Source organism: Actinoplanes sp. NBRC 101535 (genome assembly GCF_030269225.1).
GTDB classification, from domain to species: domain Bacteria; phylum Actinomycetota; class Actinomycetes; order Mycobacteriales; family Micromonosporaceae; genus Actinoplanes; species Actinoplanes rectilineatus.
This window is the reverse complement of sequence record NZ_BSSY01000023.1, coordinates 33,062-48,285: the sequence shown is the minus strand read 5'-3', so window position 1 is coordinate 48,285 and position 15,224 is coordinate 33,062. Positions and strand designations below refer to the sequence as shown.

Below are 15,224 nucleotides of genomic sequence, written 5' to 3'. Positions count from 1 at the left end.
GATGGACGACTGCTGACCTGCCGGACCTCACCAACACCATGGGCAGGCACGAGGCCGGCGAGGCCGGTGCGGCGGCACTCCCGCATCGACCTCGCCAGTCCGGCACCGAGACTCGCTCCACAGGTTTCCCGGCCGTAGCAGGGCACCGTGACGAGGCGTCGGCGGCCAAGGCTTCCCGATGCGGCTTACTCGCTGCGAAGGTTGCCGGGGCGGGTCAGGCGCATCAGGGTGGGCAGGGTCGCCGCCGTCGTGCCGAGCACCACCAGCGCGGCGACGCCCGACGTCGTGCCGATGCCGAACCAGTCGACCGTCACCGGGGCCTCGACCATCGCCATCAGTGCCGCCGCCAGCGCGCTGCCGAAGCCGACGGCCAGGGTCATGCCGATCAGGACCGGGACCGCGGCCTGCGCCAGGACCGAACCGGTCAGCGTGCGCCGGCGGGTGCCGAAGGCGACCAGCACCGCGAGGACCTTGCGGCGTTCGCGGAGTTGTTCGGCGACGTTGACGACCAGGCTCGCGCCGATCAGCAGGAGCAGCACGACCGTACCGACGAGCAGGCTCTGCCGGATGGTCCGCATGGTGGCGGCGACGGTGGCGTTGCCCGGTTCGGAGACCAGCGTCTGCGGGTCCAGCGTCGCGACGGTGTTGCGCAGGTGCTCCACCGCGTCCGGGTCGGCGGTGTCGAGGTTCAGCGCGAAGTTGGTCTCGGCGGACGGCACCTTCATGCCCCGCAGCGCGCCCGGGGTGATCAGCAGCGCCGGCCCGTAGATCTCGTAGCTCGGGGTGGCGGCGACCTCGTGGTTCGCGGTCGGCGGGGTCCACGTGGTGTCGTCGCTCAGCTCGTAGGTGGCGGGGCCGGCCGGAACGTCGACGGCGTAGACGTCACCGTCGGCGCATCCGGCCGTCTCGGCGAATGCCGCCAGCACCGCGCAGTCGCCGATCCGGATCCGGACCGAGGTGCCGTCCTGGGCGCCGTAGACGCTGCGGACGGTCTGGACCTCCCGCACGCCCGGCGTCTTCTCCAGGGCGGTGATCCAGGTCTGGTCGGGCAGGTCGGCGCGGGGCAGGATCTCGTGCTGGAACGGGCGGGCGTCACTGCCCCCCTCACCACCGATCGTGCTCTCGACGCCGCTGACCAGGCCCTGCAGGGCGATCACGCCGGCCACCGAGACCGCGATGCCGGAGACGGCCCGGACCGCGGTGCCGCTGTCGAGTTGGAGGCGGCGGATCGCCAGTTCCCACGCCACGCTGCCGCCGCCGAGCCGGTGCACGGTCGCCTCGACCCACCACGGCAGCAGCAGCGCCAGACCGATCAGCAGCAGTGCCACCCCGGCGGCCGCCTGCAGCTCGACACCGGAACTCCCGCCGAGTCCGTCCTTGAGCGGCCAGAGCAGCGCGACGCCGAGCACCGGCAGGATCAGGCGCCACCACAGACGGCGGCGGGTGGTCCCGCTGAGGCGCACCACGCCGAGCGGCTGCACCACGACCTGCCGCATCGCGGACAGGGTGACCAGGACCGCCACCGCCGGCACGCCCACCGCGATCAGGGCGACCAGGGCGGGAACGGGACGCATGTCGGTGAGGTAGAAGCTCATCGCGCCGGACGCATAACGGTTGACCAGCAGACCGGCACCCACCGCGAGCACCGCACCGACGACGAGCCCGAGCAGTGCCCCGGCCAGTGTCTCGCCCGCCGCGATGCGCCGGGTCATCGCGGCGTCGGCGCCGACAAGCCGCAGGGCGGCGAGCCGCCGGTCGCGGGCTTCCCCGCCGAACCGGACCGCGCTGGCCATGAAGACCATCACCGGCATCAGCAGCACCACCATGCCGACCGCGGAGAGCAGCAGCATGACCGGGGAGACGCCGCCCTCGTCCTCGACACCGGCGTAGCCGAAACCGGCGATGCGGTGGCCGGTCTCCTCGGTGAGCGTGTCGGTGCCCAGGTAGAACGCGAGGTCGGCCGGACCGGACAGCCCCTCCTCGGCGATGGTGCCGACGACACGGGCGCCCCAGCGCTGGGCCAGCAGCGGCTCGTCGGCCATCAGGTCGGCCAGGGCGGGCGAGACCAGCATCTCGCCGGGGCCGGGCAGGGTCGTCACGCCCGGCGGCACCGGCGGCCGGGAGCCCTCCGCCTGCAGCATCCGCCCGTGCACGGAGTCGCCCCGGAACATCATGGTCGCGATGCCGATCAGCATCGTGTCGTCGCCGCGGGGCAGGTCGGTGCTCGCGGCGATGTTCTCGGTCCGGGCCTCGGTGCGGGCATTGCTCGCGGCCAGCGCGGTGGGCAGGGTCGCGACCGCCAGCAGGACGGCGACGCCGATGCCCACCCCGGTCGCGATCAGGGCGAGCCGCGTCCAGCCGGCCCGGCCGCCGGCGACGCTCATCCGCGCGCCCAGCCCGATCTCGAAGGCCCAGGTCCGCAGGCGGGTCATCGGACGTACTCCTGTTCGCGGACGACACCGTCACGGACGATGGCCTCACGGTCGGAATACGCCGCGACGCGCGCCTCGTGGGTGACCAGCACCACCGCGGCCCCGGTCTCCTTGGCGGCGGCGATGAACAGTTTCATCACCAGTTCGCCGTTGAGCGAGTCGAGCGCCCCGGTGGGCTCGTCGGCGAAGACGACCCGGGGACGGCCGACCAGTGCCCGGGCGACGGCGACCCGCTGCCCCTGCCCGCCGGAGGCCTGACCGGGCCGTTTGTCGGCGACGTCGGCGACCTCGAGACGCTCCAGCCACTCGGTGGCCGTGCGGTGCGCCTCGCGGCGGCCGGTGCCGGTCAGGCGCAGCGGCAGGGCGACGTTCTCCCGGCAGGTCAGCTCGGGGACCAACTGACCGAACTGGAACACGAACCCGAACTCGCCCCGGCGCAGCGCGCTGCGCTCGGTGTCGGACATCGCCGACAGGTCGCGCCCGGCGTAGCCGACCCGGCCCGACTCCGGTGTCAGGATGCCGGCCAGACAGTGCAGCAGCGTCGACTTGCCGGAGCCGGAGGATCCCATCAGGGCGACCACCTCGCCGGCCCAGACGTGCAGGGAGGCGCCGTCGAGGGCCTTGGTCTCACCGAAGCTCAGACGCAGATCCTCGGCGGTCAGCAGTGGTTGTTCAGTCATGGGGGACTTCCTGGGGTGAGGGAATCAGGAACGGATCCGGGAGGCGAGGCGGTCGAGCCGGGCCGCGGTGAGCTCCAGCCAGCGCAGGTCGGCCTCGAGGTGGAACAGGGCGTGGTCGCAGATCAGTTCGTCGGCGATGTCGCCGCCGGACTTGCGACGGGTCAGCTCCCGCATCAGCCGCAGGTGTTCGGTGCGCTGCGCGTCGAGCACGTCGGTGGCGTCCCGGCCGGTCATCAGCGCGAGGACGACCTTGGTGTAGAGGGTGCTCTGCAGGTAGGGCTCGGGTTTCTCCGCCCGGCCGATCCACTCCGCCACGTCGGTGACGCCGGCGTCGGTGATCGCGTAGCGCTTGCGGTCGGGCCCGACGCCGGGCTCCGCCTCCACCTCGACGAGGCCGTTCTTGAGCAGCCGGGCCATGGTCGAGTAGACCTGCCCGTAGTGCAACTCGCGGTCCCGGCCGAAGGTGTCGTCATAGGTGCGCTTGAGGTCGTAGCCGTGGCGTGGGCCGTTCTCCAACAGGCCCAGCAGAGCGAAGCTGACTGACATGCCGGCCACTATACACACGGTTTATAAACCGTGTGTATAGCTCGCTAGCAGGGCGCTTCCGCGACGCTGCGGCGCTTCTCCCCCACCGCCCAGAGGGTCGCCAGCACCATGCCGAACGCCACACCGAGGGCCGCACCCCACAGCGGCGCGTCGGCGAAAGCCGCGCCACCCAGCCGTCCCAGCCCGATCACGTACACCGCCCAGGCGACACTCGACACCGCCGTGAACAGGTGGAAGCGCCCCATCGGCAACGCGGCCGCCCCGGACATCACGGTGGTGGCCGTCCGGCCGTACGGCAGGAAACGCCCGACGATGATCGCCGCCCCGCCGTGCCGCAGCAGCGCCCGCGCGGCCTTCTCCCGGGCCGGGGCGAGCCGGCCCGTGGCGAACCACCCGCCGGCCCGGCTCCCGATCAGGTAGGCGATCCGGTCGCCGGCCACGCCACCCGCCACCACCGCCGCGAACAGCGCGAGCAGGTTCGGCGAGCCGCTCACCGACACCGCACCCAGCCCGATCACCATCGCCTCGGACGGCACCACCGGGACGAACCCGTCCAGCGCCACCACCACGACCACGACCACGAACAGCCACGGCGAGGAGATCAGTGGCATCAGCACATCCATGCCCCGACGCTACGGACGCCGCGCTCGTCCATCGATGGTGGAGACTCTCCTCCCGGGGGTGGGGTTAACCCCACCCCCGGGCCGCGCTCAGGCCGTGTCGTTGCTCAGCCGGGCGTGCATGTGCATGTCGTGCCAGCCGTCGGCGTGCAGCAGATAGCCGCGGATCGTGCCCTCCAGGCGATACCCGCCGTTGATCGCGACCCGGCAGGACGCCGGGTTCTTCACCGAGTGGAGCAGGAACAGCCGGTGCAGCCCCAGCTCGTCGAACGCCCACCGGGACAGCGCCTCGGTGGCCTTCGCCCCCATGCTCATCCCGCGCGCCGACGGGACACCCCAGCCGGACAGCTCGGCCCGGGCGTGCCGCAGCCGGATGGCCCGCAACGCGATGTGCCCGGCGGCGGTGTCGTCGGAGGCGTGCGCCACCGCCCACCCCGCGTCGTCCCCTGCCTTCCACCCCGTGCTCCATTGCTCGATCCACTCGCGGGCCTCTCCCGGATCATCCATCCGATGCATGTTCCATCGCTGGATATCCGAATCCGCGAACGCCTCGACGACCAAAGGGGCGTCGTCGGGGCGCCACGGACGCAGCACCCATTGGTCATCGATGGTGATTCGCGGCTGCGATACGGCTAGGAATTTGTTCTCCGTCAATGCGGGACCGACCAGCGAAGGCATGGCTAGAGTATCGCAGATCCCCTGCTAAACCGGCCTTGCGACCTCACGCCACTGTGGAAACTGAACGCGCAGCAACCCCAGCTCGGTCGCCACGGAACAGCCGAGGGCATTCGGCACCACAGCGGCCACCGGAGCAGCCAGATCAATGATCAGATATGCCTTCGATGATCCCCTGTGCCATATTCGGAGAGTGCCGTCCTCACCGCCGGAAAGAATGTGATCCTCGTATTCGCCACTGCCGGCGGCCACGCACAGGACACGGCCCCGGTGGCCGCTCAACGGCGGCAGGCCCGGCGTGACACCCACGGGATCCCACAGCCGTACGGTGCCGTCGTCGCCGCCCGAGATCACCAGACCGTCCGGCCCGGCCGCCACCGCGTTCACCCCGTCGAGGTGCCCGCGCAGGACGACCGCGGACCCGTGCTCGGCGTCCCACACCCGGACCGTGCCGTCGGCAGCGGCCCCGGAGACGACCACCCGGTGGCCGTCCACCTCGCCGAACGCCAGCGACCGGACCCGCCCCCGGTGACCGGTCAGTACCCGCAGGAGCCGGCCGCTGCCCGGATCCCACAGCCGGATCAGGTTGTCCCAACCACCGGTGGCGAGCAACGGCGGGCCGCCGTCGGTTGCGAGCGCCACAGCGGAGACCGTGTGGCGGTGCTCGAGGGACACCCCGGCCTGCTCACCGGTGGCGAGATCCCAGACCCGGGCGCTGCCGTCGTCGCTCCCGGACACCACCACGGCCCGGCCCCGCGACGTCCCGGCGGCCAGCGCCCGGATCCGGCCACTGTGCCCGATCAGCGGATCGCCCCGGGGTACGCCGGTCTCCTCGCTCCATCGGTACAGGACGTGGTCGTCGCCGCCGGTCACCAGCACGGACCGCCCGTCCACCACCGCGGCGGCCAGGGCGAGGACCCGGCCGAGGTGCACGGTGAACCGGGCTCCAGGCGAACCCGTGACGGCGTCCCACACCCCGATGGTGTGATCCGCGGTCCCCGCCGCGATCATGTCGCGGCCGTCGGCCCGGGCGATCGCCACCGAGGTCATGCCCGGTGTGTGCCGGGTCAGCACGCGTACCGCCTCACCGGTCTCGCCGTCCCAGAGCCGGACCGTGTGGTCGGCCGAGGCGGAGACGATGAGCAGGCGCGTGCCGACCCGCCCGGCGGCCACCGACCAGATCCGGCCGGCGTGCCCACGGAACGGCTCGATCACCGGCTCACCGGACCGGACGTCCCACAGCCGCACGACCCGGTCGTCGTCGCCGGAGACCAGCAGCAGCACCACGTCGCCGGTGGGCGATTCGCACAGCGCCACCGACCGGACCGCCGCGCCACTCCGGATGATCCGTTCGGTGCGGCCGGTCCGGGGATCCCAGATCCGGATCGTCCGGTCGGCGCCACCCGACACCACGATGCTCCGGCCGTTCACGGCGCCGACCGCGACCGCGTTCACCCCACCAGTGTGTCCCCGCAGCGGCTCCCCGAGCGCTTCGCTCTCGCGTACCGACCAGAGGTTGATCTTGCCGTCGGCGCCGCCGGAGGCCACCACCTCCCTTCCGTCCACGAAGCCCGCGGCCACCGACCAGACACCGCCGGCGTGCCCGGGGAGACGCACCGGGCCGGCCGCCAGGCCGGACAGATCCCAGAGGTACGCGGCACCGTCCGCTCCCCCGGAGACCGCGTGCCCCCGGTGCAGTGCCACCGTGTTGACCGGCCCCGTATGCCGGGTCAGCGGCTCGGCCAGCGCCTCCCCCGTGGCGGCGTCCCACAGCCGCACCGTCGCGTCATCCGCCCCCGAGACGAGGATGCCGCGACCGCCGAACTCGCCGAACGCCACCGACCGGACCTCGTCGGTGTGCCCGGTGAACGGGTCACTCACCGGCACACCGGCCGCCATGTCCCACAGCCGGACCGTCCCGTCGTCCCCGCTGGACAGCACCATCGCACGGCCCTCGACCTCGCCGACAGCGACCGAGCGGATCCCGTCGACATGCCCGGTGAACGGCACTCCGGCCATGGTCCCGCTGTCGGTGTCCCAGACCCGGACCGTGCCGTCCTCACCACCCGACACGATCACGCACCGGCCGTCCATCACGGCGACGGCCACACTGCTCACCCCGTCGCGGTGGCCGGTGCAGGTCCGCATCAGGGCCCCGGTCCCGGCATCCCAGAGACGCACCGCTCCGTCGACACCCCCGGAGGCGACCAGGGTGCGGTCCCCGTCACCGCCGATCGCGACCGCCCACACCATGCCGTGGTGCCCGGCCAGGGGACCGCCGACCGCCGCGCCGGTGGCGGCGTCCCAGATCCGGACCAGCCCGTCCGCGCCCCCGGACACGATCACGGCGCGGTGCCCGGCCCGGCCGATCGCCACCGAGTTCACACCACCGGCATGCGCCCGCACCGGCCGGCCGGCCGGCTCGCCACCGGCAGCGTGCCACCGGCGTACCGTGCCGTCGTCCCCACCCGAGACGATCATCGGTCCGGCGTCGGTGTCACCGGCCGCGACCGCCCAGACGTTCCTACCGTGCCCGGTGAGCGGCGCACCGATCGGTACGCCGGTGGCCGCGTCCCAGAGACGCACCGTGCCGTCACCGCTGCCCGACACGATGACCACCCGGCCGTCGACCACGCCCGTCGTCACCGACCAGACGCCGTCCTCGTGACCGGTCAAGACCGGACCGTAGGCGTCGCCGGTCGTCGCGTCCCACCGCCGGACGGTCCGGTCGATGCCCCCGGACACCACCAGTACCTGACCGTTGATCCGCCGGATCGCCGCGGCCCACACCTTGCCGGCGTGCCCGCGGAAAGCCCGGTGCGGGGGCCGGAGCCGCCACACCGCCCACGGCGTCGACCAGGCCGGCGCAAGCCCGGCATCGTCGACCGCCGCGGCCAGCTCCGGCGCCCGCCCGCACCGCGCCGCAAGCTGCAGACAGGCGGCCCGCTGCGCCACGTCACCGGCCCGCAGCCGGCTCTCCGCCCGCCGGTACGCGTCGGCGGCCAGCCGGGCGGCGCGGCTCCGGGCGGCGGGCAGCACGTTGAGCAGCACCGCCGGATCGGCGGCCAGCAGGAACCGCGGATCGGTGACCAGATCGTCGAAACGGTCGGTCCGCGCCGCGTGCGCCGCGAGATGAGTGGTGATGTACGGGTGCGCCCGCGCCCAGTCCCAGCGTCCGTGGTCGGTGCGTTCCACGTACCCGTCGATCAGGGTGTCCACGATGATCGCCTGGTCACTCGCCTCGTCACGGTCACTGCGCAGGTGGTCGGCGAGGTTCTGGTGATAGAGCCGATAGAGCGAACGGTTGCCCTCGGTGCTCTCGGTCACGAAGTAACCGGCAACGTTCATCAGCCAGTTGACCTGCGCGTTCGAGTAGTTCCGGCCGGACAGCGCCGAGGCGAGGCGGGCCCACACGTCCTCCCAGGGAAGACCCGGACCGTTCGCGTACGCCAACGGCAACAGCAGATCTCGGGCGGCGCCGATCCGGTCGCCCAGCCGGCTGCGGAGATCGTCGTCGATCGACTCGGACGCGACCCGGGGCAGACCACGCCGCCACGTCTCGTCACCCGGGTCGACGATGTCGTCCCGCAGCGCATGACTGCGCGCCGTGATCAGGGCGACCAGGAACGACCGTCCGGCGGCGGCCGCGATCGCCCGGGCCACCCGCAGCACCCGGCGGTGATCCAGCCCGCGGTACGGCGAACTCGCACCGAGCGTGACCAGACACGATCGGGTGTACTTCACGATGGCGTCCGGATCGGCGTACGCCTCCCGGTCCAGATCGACGACGCCGGAATCCTCGAACCGCGCGACGAGATGGCGGCGTACCCCGATCAGCAGCCGCAGCGGCGTCCGGTGCGTGGCCCGGGCCAGCGGCGCCAGCACCAGATCGACCGGGGTGAACGCTCCGCGTTCTCGTCGGCCGCCTCGGTGATCGCCTCGTCGACGCCGTCGACCACCACGACGATCGGTTCCCTGCCGCGGATCGCCTGCAACAGCTCCCCCGGGCTGGCCACCCGCTCCACCGCGCAGGCGTCGGCGAGCGCGGCGAGCAGCCCCCGCGCGGTCTTGCCCCGCGCGTGCACGAACTCGCGGATCGCACCGGCCGCCGGCATCGTGTCGGCCGCCAGGCGGTGCACCTGCGGCACCTGCCCGCGCAGCCGCCGGTCGGCGAGCACGAACAGCCGGGCGAGCACCGCCGACTTGCCCGAACCCGGATCACCCGTGACGACCATCGTGGCCGGTGATCCGGTGCTCAACCACCGCACCAGGTCACGCAATGCATGCTCACGCCCGGTGAACAGCCAGGCGTCGACGTCGTCGGTGGGGCGCAGACCCCGGGCCGCCGGCAGGACATGGGCGAGCCGTTCCGCCCGGCGGGCGTCCTTCTGCCGCAGCCCTTCCCCGGTACGCACATCCAGGTCCCGCAACCACGGGTCGGACCGCGGGTTCGGCACGAACGGCGTGATCCGGTCACCGGCCAGAAAGTGCCGGGCGTGCTGCCACGGCGGCGTGTTCCGGTTGGTGAGGTCGACCAGCCCGTCGAGCGGCAGGAAATCGGAGTTCACCCCACCGCTGGCCGGATCGTGCACGGCCGCCACGAACGCCGTCCCGAACGCCGACTCGACCGCCCGTTCAGCCGGGCGGGCGGCCACCACCACCGCGATGCTGGGATTCTCGTCGAGCCGGTTCAGCCGGTTCACCACGTCGATCGCACCCCGCGCGGCACTCGCCCCACCGATCGCCGCATGACACGTGTCCAGGATCAACAGCATCTGCCGCACGCGTACGCCGCCCGCCAGGAACCGCGTGGTGAGGTCCCCCGCGCGCATGCTGGTAAAGGACAGGTCGCCGTCGGTGTCGGCCATCGGCAGCAACAGTTCGCCGTTCTCCACCAGCGCATGCCCGGTGTAGTAGAGAACGACGACGTCGTCGGCGGTCCGCTGAGGATCGATGAGGAACCGGCGCAGGTTCATGCTGAACCCGCTCACGGTGTGGTCGTGCCCGAACCCCGGAACCGTCACATAGCCGAGCTCGCCGAACAGCCCCGCGAACCGGGCGACCTCGTCGACGAGCCCGGGCCGCTCGGCCAGCCCGGAAGCCTCGGTGTAGCGGGCCGTGGCCGCACCGATGAACCACCGCCTGTCAGCCGACATGCGCGCCGAAGACCATGGCGTCCTCCGGCGCCTGATCGGTCACCGCCAAGTCGAACTCGTGTGCCCCGCAGCGGGCCCGCACCCGCCACTCGCCGTCCCACGAAACGCCGAGCACCTCGACATCCCGGTCAGCCCCGAGCCCCTCATGGATCAGGGTGACCCGCACCGCGAGCCGAGCCAGGAAGACGGCCTCCGCCTCCCCGAGCACCCGCTCTGCCCGGTGCCGCTCCCGCACGGCACCGACAAGTTCCCGGAGGGCGTCGTACGCGACGTTCCCCACCACTCCGGAACCCGCCGCGACGGCCACCCAGACGACGAACTCGGCCCCGGCGAACCCGAGAGTCCCGCCGCGCAGCGTGTATCCGCCCGGCTCAGACCACCGCTCGTAGGCCGGCCCTTCCGAGGCAGCGCCGGCCGCCCAGACACGGACCGCTCCCCGCAGCACCCCATCCGCGTCATCCATGCCCGCCACTGTAACTACGCTCAGTGATCAAGATGACGCCCGTTTTCACCGTGGAGGCGCCGCGTCAGCATCCGGACAAACCAAGGCTGCGGCCCCTGACCGAATGGCACCGTCACCGAACCGGCCCCGCGCTCCGGGCGCCACTCGCCCGTTCACAGCCGCGGTCGCCGACCTGCCACCCTGGTCCAAGGCCCGCGAAGGCGACATGTAAAGTTGTACAGGCAAGTCCGGGTGGCGGAATGGCAGACGCGCTAGCTTGAGGTGCTAGTGCCCTTTATCGGGCGTGGGGGTTCAAGTCCCCCCTCGGACACACGTTAAGCACACGGCCGAAGTCGTCAGAGACGACCTCGGCCTTCAGTGTTTCTAGGCCAGGTCGGTAGGTCATCCGCAGGCCGATGCGGCTGTAGAGTTCCGCCTTGTCACGGGGATCGGCGTCACGCAGCACGGTCAGCAGGCTGCCGAGGCCGTCGACTATCGCAGTGATCTGCCCGTCGTTGAGCCGTTGCGGTGGCGCCCCGCTCAGGCGCAATGCGGCGGTCGCGTTGTCTCGTTCGGTTGAGTCTCGCTGATCCAGGACGCGATGAGCACGGGGTCACCTCCGGCATCGAGTGCGGCCCGGTAGCGCTTGATCTTGGTGTCGCAGTCTTCGATCGTCTGCCGCAAGCGACGGGTCTGGTCCGCGCCCTGGTGTCGGGCGAGTTCGGCGCGGTAGTGGGCGTCCGCAAGGCCGCGCAGGGTCGCGGTGAGGGTGTCGCCGGTGAGTTCCTCACGCAGGAACCGGTCAACGGGGTCGGTGATGGTGTCTTCGCGGAGATAGAGCACCGGCGGGTGGGCATGGCCTTCTGGGTCGGGCGCTGCGTCGCGGCGAGCAGGTCGACGGCGACGGCACGCCCGCGCCGAGCGATCGACTCGGCGTGCCCAACGGCGTCCGGGGCGGTGTCGGCGAGCTCGGCGCACTCGTCGATCACGATGACCAGCGCAGGGGCGGTCGGTGTGGGCTTCCAGACGCGGGTGTTGTCCCGCCCGGAGGCGTGTGCGCGGGCGTCGAGCACGGCAACCGCGTCAGCGAGCAGTTCGGTTGCCTCGTCGGGGGTGGTGGCGAGTCTGTCCAGGCATGGCGCCCACGGCCGTAGTTCCATGCCGCCCTTGAGGTCGATGCCCCATAGGACGACGTCGGTGCAGGCGGCGAGGTTTCCGAGGACCACGTTGAGCACGCCGCTCTTGCCGGAGTCCGTAGTTCCGCCGATGAGTGCGTGCCGGCGCAGTAGTGCGACGCGTACGGGTGTCGCGTCCTCGAAGACACCCAGCTCGATCGGGTCGGCGAGTGAGCGGGAAGTGGGGCCGGGCCATGGGATTGCGCCGGCGTGCGGGTCCGTGGCGAGTACGCGCATGGTGCAGCGGCCGGCGTGCGCCGGGTCCTGCTCGACGCGAACCGAACCGGGTCGCGTGCCGAGGGCCGATTCGATGGCCGGCAAGCGGGCGATGACATCGGCGACGCTCTGACCTGGTCGCAGCTTGATGCGGGCACGCCATCCCCAGGTGTCGACGACGGCCGACATGATGCGCGAGCCGGCCAGGCCGATCTGCTCGGCCAGGTTGGGCCACGCGTTGATGACCCGGTCCACTCGCACACGGGCTCGGCGACGTCGATGTGCCCACCACGGCACGCCGAGCGCAACCGCGGCCAGGATCAGGAGCGTCGGTAGAGGCGATCGGGTCGGCCCGAGTGCGGTTGCGGCAGCGAGCCATCCGCCGGTGAGGGCGGTTGTTGTGGTGGCGTAGCCGCGCTCGGCGGTACGGGTGAGCCCCCAGGGCCACCCGCGCACTGCCACGGCCGTTTGCCGCCAGCACGGTCACGACGGCGACCAGCGGCCACGCTCCGGGACGGCTGTGGTGCAGGACCGACCCGAGGACGACCAGGACCAGGGCGAGGAAGACGGGCGCGAGTTCCGATCGGTAACGGAACAGAGCCCGACCGATGGCAGCGAGAACGACGAGAGTCAGAGGCTCATCGGGTACGAGCAGCAGCGGTTGTGGGTTGCGGCGGCTCCAACGCCGGTGCCGCCGCCCGTAGGCCCTCATTCGGCGAGTTCACCCTGTTCAGGCGGCATACATACCTGGTGCTCGGCGACCGCATCACGTAGGTAGGTCAGCGGCTCGGACTCGCCGTCGTGGTCGGCGGAGAGAGTGGCGCGAGCGGCGGCTAGCAGGTCGGCGAAGTCCCACCGAGTGCGGGTGACCAGCCGCGCGAGCCGGTCGACCTCGGCGAGCAGGACCGGGACGTCCCCGATGACAGTCCAGACAGTGACGGGCGTAGGACGCAGACGGACGGCGTGCAGGTGGGAGCGGACAGCCTCCTGGTCGATGGTCGGGCGTGGGATGTGCTGGTCGTTGGTCATGTGCGGGTTCGGGTCTCCTTCCGGTCGGTGGATGTTCACGGTTAGAGGCTCAGTCCGGCGACGAACCGGGCCAGGGTGTGCAGCCCGTTGCCGATCTCTGGGCCGATGGACGACGAGGCCAGGAAGTAGCCGAACGCTGCGCAGACGGCGGCCTGCCACAACGGAAGTCGTGCATACCGCCACAGCAGGTAGACGAGGACGCCGAGTAGCAGGACGGCGGAGACGGCGATCGTCACGCGTCACCGCCACGACGGCCGTTGCGATTGCGGCGGGAGCGGAGGCCCCGGTCGGTGCCGACGTGGCCGCCACGCGGCTGGTGCCGGCGGTTCCAGCGAAGTCGATTGGTGCACTTGCGGCAGAGGACAGGGTGTCCGGCGGCGAGCTGGGCGCCGCACGGGCAGGTCGGGGTCAGATCCCGCGTGATGTGGATGTTCATGGTTGATCTCCTCTCGGACCGGCGATGCGGGGCTGCATCGGCGTGCCATCAGAGTGCGATCAATCGACGGGACGTAATCAGGTCATGGCTGGACGTATCGAAGACGTCTCCTCTAGCCTTGTCAGGCCGCCGGACGTCTTGACGGGAAGCCGATGCCGAACGAGCGACTACGCACCGCATTGTTAGAGAACGGGATCACGCCAGCCGACCTGGCGACATCACTGAAAGTCGATCCTAAAAGCGTCGAACGTTGGATCAGCGGGCGCACGCCCTATCGCAGACATCGGTACGCGGTCGCCGCCCGCCTCGGCGTCGACGAGGTCTACCTGTGGCCGGACGCGCTTAGCCCCGATCAACTCGCGAACGCCAGCGAAAGCGAGATCATCTCGATCTATCCGCACCGGTGGACGGTCCCGTCCGACCTGTGGCGCAACGTCTTCGCCAGCGCCGAGGAAGAGATCGGCGTCCTGGTCTACAGCGGCCTGTTCGTCTCCGAAGACGCCGGAACCCAGAAAATCTTCAAGGAGAAGGCAGAGGCAGGAGCGCGGGTACGCATCCTGCTCGGCGACCCGGAAAGCGATGCAGTCGCGCAGCGTGGAGCCGACGAGGGTGTCGACGACGTCCAGGCCGCGAAGATCCGCAACGCCCTGGTGATGTACCGGCCGCTACGCGACATCGAGGGCATCGAGTTCCGGCTCCACCGGACGGTGCTCTACAACTCGATCTACCGCGCCGATGATCAGGTACTCGTCAACACGCACATCTACAGCTTCACCGCAGCTCAGGCCCCGGTCCTGCATCTTCGGCGGGCCGCCGGTGGGGGCATGGTGACGACGTACCTGGAAAGCTTCGAGCACGTATGGGATCACGCGACACCGTTGGAGTGAATGCCGGATGGGACAACGCATCGACTACTTCGACGACCCCGACGCACCCGCTCCAACGGCGCTGGTCCCGTCGGCGAACGCCCTCGTGGTCAACGACAGCGGCGAGATCCTGCTGATCCGCCGTTCCGACAACGGCAACTGGGCACTCCCCGGCGGAGCGATGGACCTCGGCGAGTCCCTACCTCAGACAGCGGTCCGGGAGACAGCCGAGGAAACCGGTATCGACGTCGAGGTCACCGGCCTGGTCGGGATCTTCACCGACCCGCGGCACGTCATCCTCTACACCAGCAACGGCGAAGTACGACAGGAGTTCTCCATCGTCTTCACCGCCCAACCGATCGGCGGAACTCCGACGCCCAGCGACGAGACCACCGAGGTCCGATGGGTATCCGAAGCCGAGTGCCGCTCACTGCCGATGGACCCCTCCATGCGCCGACGGATCGAGCACTTCCTCACACGGCCGCAGGACGTGCACCTTGGATAGCGACGCACTCGGCGCCGTAGCCGACTCGTTCTCCGCCCTCGGCACCATCGGAGCGTTCCTGGTCGGCTTCCGTCTCCTACGCCGCGAGCACCGCCGCGAAGCCGACCGCGCCGAAGAAGAACGACGCGCTCAGGCCGAACGGATCAGCGCCTGGATCGAACTGATCAACAAGCGCGACGGCACCCGCGACCTGACGTTCCACATCCACAACGCCAGCCCCATGCCGATCTACGAGGTTGAGCTACCTCTCCCGGCACGGGGCGACGAGGAACCGCACGTCGAGTTCGTCGGCCTGGTCCCACCCGGCCAAACCATCCAACGCCCCGCCCCGACCGAATGGCTACGGACGTACGTCGAACCGGAACCGGTACAGATCGAGTTCCTGGACAGCGCCGGCCGCCGCTGGAGCCGCGACGAACAGGGAACCCTGTCCCGCTCGGAATGAC

The 15,224-nt window shown here is 71.0% G+C and carries 15 protein-coding genes, 1 tRNA gene and 1 pseudogene; 4 read left to right on the top strand and 13 right to left on the bottom strand.

The genetic code is table 11. The features are described 5' to 3' along the window. Window positions 1-185: 185 nt before the first annotated feature. The 8 genes from QSK32_RS39720 to QSK32_RS39685 all read right to left on the bottom strand — a co-directional run bounded on the left by QSK32_RS39720 (window position 186) and on the right by QSK32_RS39685 (window position 10,572). A complete protein-coding gene (locus tag QSK32_RS39720) occupies window positions 186-2,432 on the bottom strand; it encodes an ABC transporter permease (protein WP_285474830.1) in 2,247 nt (748 codons plus the stop codon). Next, window positions 2,429-3,112 carry an ABC transporter ATP-binding protein gene (locus QSK32_RS39715; protein WP_045745108.1) on the bottom strand — a complete coding sequence of 228 codons (684 nt, stop codon included), beginning with the start codon at window positions 3,110-3,112 and terminating at the stop codon, window positions 2,429-2,431. Before QSK32_RS39715 ends, QSK32_RS39720 begins: the two co-directional genes overlap by 4 nt. A gap of 24 nt (window positions 3,113-3,136) precedes the next feature. Then, window positions 3,137-3,658, bottom strand: a complete 522-nt coding sequence (locus QSK32_RS39710; RefSeq protein ID WP_045745137.1) for a PadR family transcriptional regulator — start codon at window positions 3,656-3,658, stop codon at window positions 3,137-3,139. Between the two features lie 44 nt (window positions 3,659-3,702). Next, on the bottom strand, window positions 3,703-4,281 hold the full coding sequence (locus QSK32_RS39705) for a DedA family protein (protein ID WP_285474829.1): 579 nt from the start codon (window positions 4,279-4,281) through the stop codon (window positions 3,703-3,705). An 87-nt stretch (window positions 4,282-4,368) separates the two neighbouring features. Further along, window positions 4,369-4,956 carry a GNAT family N-acetyltransferase gene (locus QSK32_RS39700; RefSeq protein WP_285474828.1) on the bottom strand — a complete coding sequence of 196 codons (588 nt, stop codon included), beginning with the start codon at window positions 4,954-4,956 and terminating at the stop codon, window positions 4,369-4,371. A 24-nt stretch (window positions 4,957-4,980) separates the two neighbouring features. Beyond that, window positions 4,981-8,838, bottom strand: a complete 3,858-nt coding sequence (locus QSK32_RS39695; RefSeq protein ID WP_285474827.1) for a WD40 repeat domain-containing protein — start codon at window positions 8,836-8,838, stop codon at window positions 4,981-4,983. Continuing rightward, window positions 8,787-10,109, bottom strand: a complete 1,323-nt coding sequence (locus QSK32_RS39690; protein WP_285474826.1) for an AAA family ATPase — start codon at window positions 10,107-10,109, stop codon at window positions 8,787-8,789. Before QSK32_RS39690 ends, QSK32_RS39695 begins: the two co-directional genes overlap by 52 nt. Beyond that, a complete protein-coding gene (locus QSK32_RS39685) occupies window positions 10,099-10,572 on the bottom strand; it encodes a hypothetical protein (RefSeq protein WP_285474825.1) in 474 nt (157 codons plus the stop codon). Before QSK32_RS39685 ends, QSK32_RS39690 begins: the two co-directional genes overlap by 11 nt. A 225-nt stretch (window positions 10,573-10,797) precedes the next feature. Between QSK32_RS39685 and QSK32_RS39680 the strand changes: the two genes are divergently transcribed. Further along, window positions 10,798-10,882: transfer RNA gene (locus QSK32_RS39680), tRNA-Leu, on the top strand. Window positions 10,883-11,091: 209 nt separating this feature from the next. On the opposite strand, the gene QSK32_RS39675 is transcribed toward QSK32_RS39680, so the two are convergent. The 5 genes and pseudogenes from QSK32_RS39675 to QSK32_RS39660 all read right to left on the bottom strand — a co-directional run bounded on the left by QSK32_RS39675 (window position 11,092) and on the right by QSK32_RS39660 (window position 13,407). Next, the gene (locus QSK32_RS39675; protein WP_285474824.1) at window positions 11,092-11,394 is read right to left on the bottom strand and encodes a hypothetical protein; all 303 of its coding nucleotides are present in this window, start codon (window positions 11,392-11,394) and stop codon (window positions 11,092-11,094) included. A gap of 272 nt (window positions 11,395-11,666) precedes the next feature. Continuing rightward, window positions 11,667-11,963: pseudogene (locus QSK32_RS45600) on the bottom strand (FtsK/SpoIIIE domain-containing protein); the annotation flags it as partial. 687 nt (window positions 11,964-12,650) lie between these two features. Then, window positions 12,651-12,971, bottom strand: coding sequence for a hypothetical protein (locus tag QSK32_RS39670; RefSeq protein ID WP_285474823.1), 321 nt, complete (start codon window positions 12,969-12,971; stop codon window positions 12,651-12,653). A 41-nt stretch (window positions 12,972-13,012) separates the two neighbouring features. Then, window positions 13,013-13,207, bottom strand: coding sequence for a hypothetical protein (locus tag QSK32_RS39665; RefSeq protein WP_285474822.1), 195 nt, complete (start codon window positions 13,205-13,207; stop codon window positions 13,013-13,015). After that, complete coding sequence (locus QSK32_RS39660) at window positions 13,204-13,407, bottom strand: hypothetical protein (protein ID WP_285474821.1); 204 nt, start codon at window positions 13,405-13,407, stop codon at window positions 13,204-13,206. Before QSK32_RS39660 ends, QSK32_RS39665 begins: the two co-directional genes overlap by 4 nt. Window positions 13,408-13,559: 152 nt before the next feature. Here QSK32_RS39660 and QSK32_RS39655 point away from each other — a divergent pair, with 152 nt between their 5' ends. The 3 genes from QSK32_RS39655 to QSK32_RS39645 are packed head-to-tail and all read left to right on the top strand — an operon-like array spanning window position 13,560 to window position 15,223. Beyond that, window positions 13,560-14,294, top strand: coding sequence for a DUF5919 domain-containing protein (locus QSK32_RS39655; protein WP_285474820.1), 735 nt, complete (start codon window positions 13,560-13,562; stop codon window positions 14,292-14,294). A 7-nt stretch (window positions 14,295-14,301) separates the two neighbouring features. Next, window positions 14,302-14,778 (top strand): NUDIX hydrolase, encoded by a 477-nt coding sequence (locus tag QSK32_RS39650; RefSeq protein ID WP_285474819.1) that lies wholly within the window; start codon window positions 14,302-14,304, stop codon window positions 14,776-14,778. Further along, window positions 14,771-15,223 carry a hypothetical protein gene (locus QSK32_RS39645; protein WP_285474818.1) on the top strand — a complete coding sequence of 151 codons (453 nt, stop codon included), beginning with the start codon at window positions 14,771-14,773 and terminating at the stop codon, window positions 15,221-15,223. The genes QSK32_RS39650 and QSK32_RS39645 overlap by 8 nt, the downstream gene beginning before the upstream one ends. Window position 15,224 lies beyond the last annotated feature (1 nt).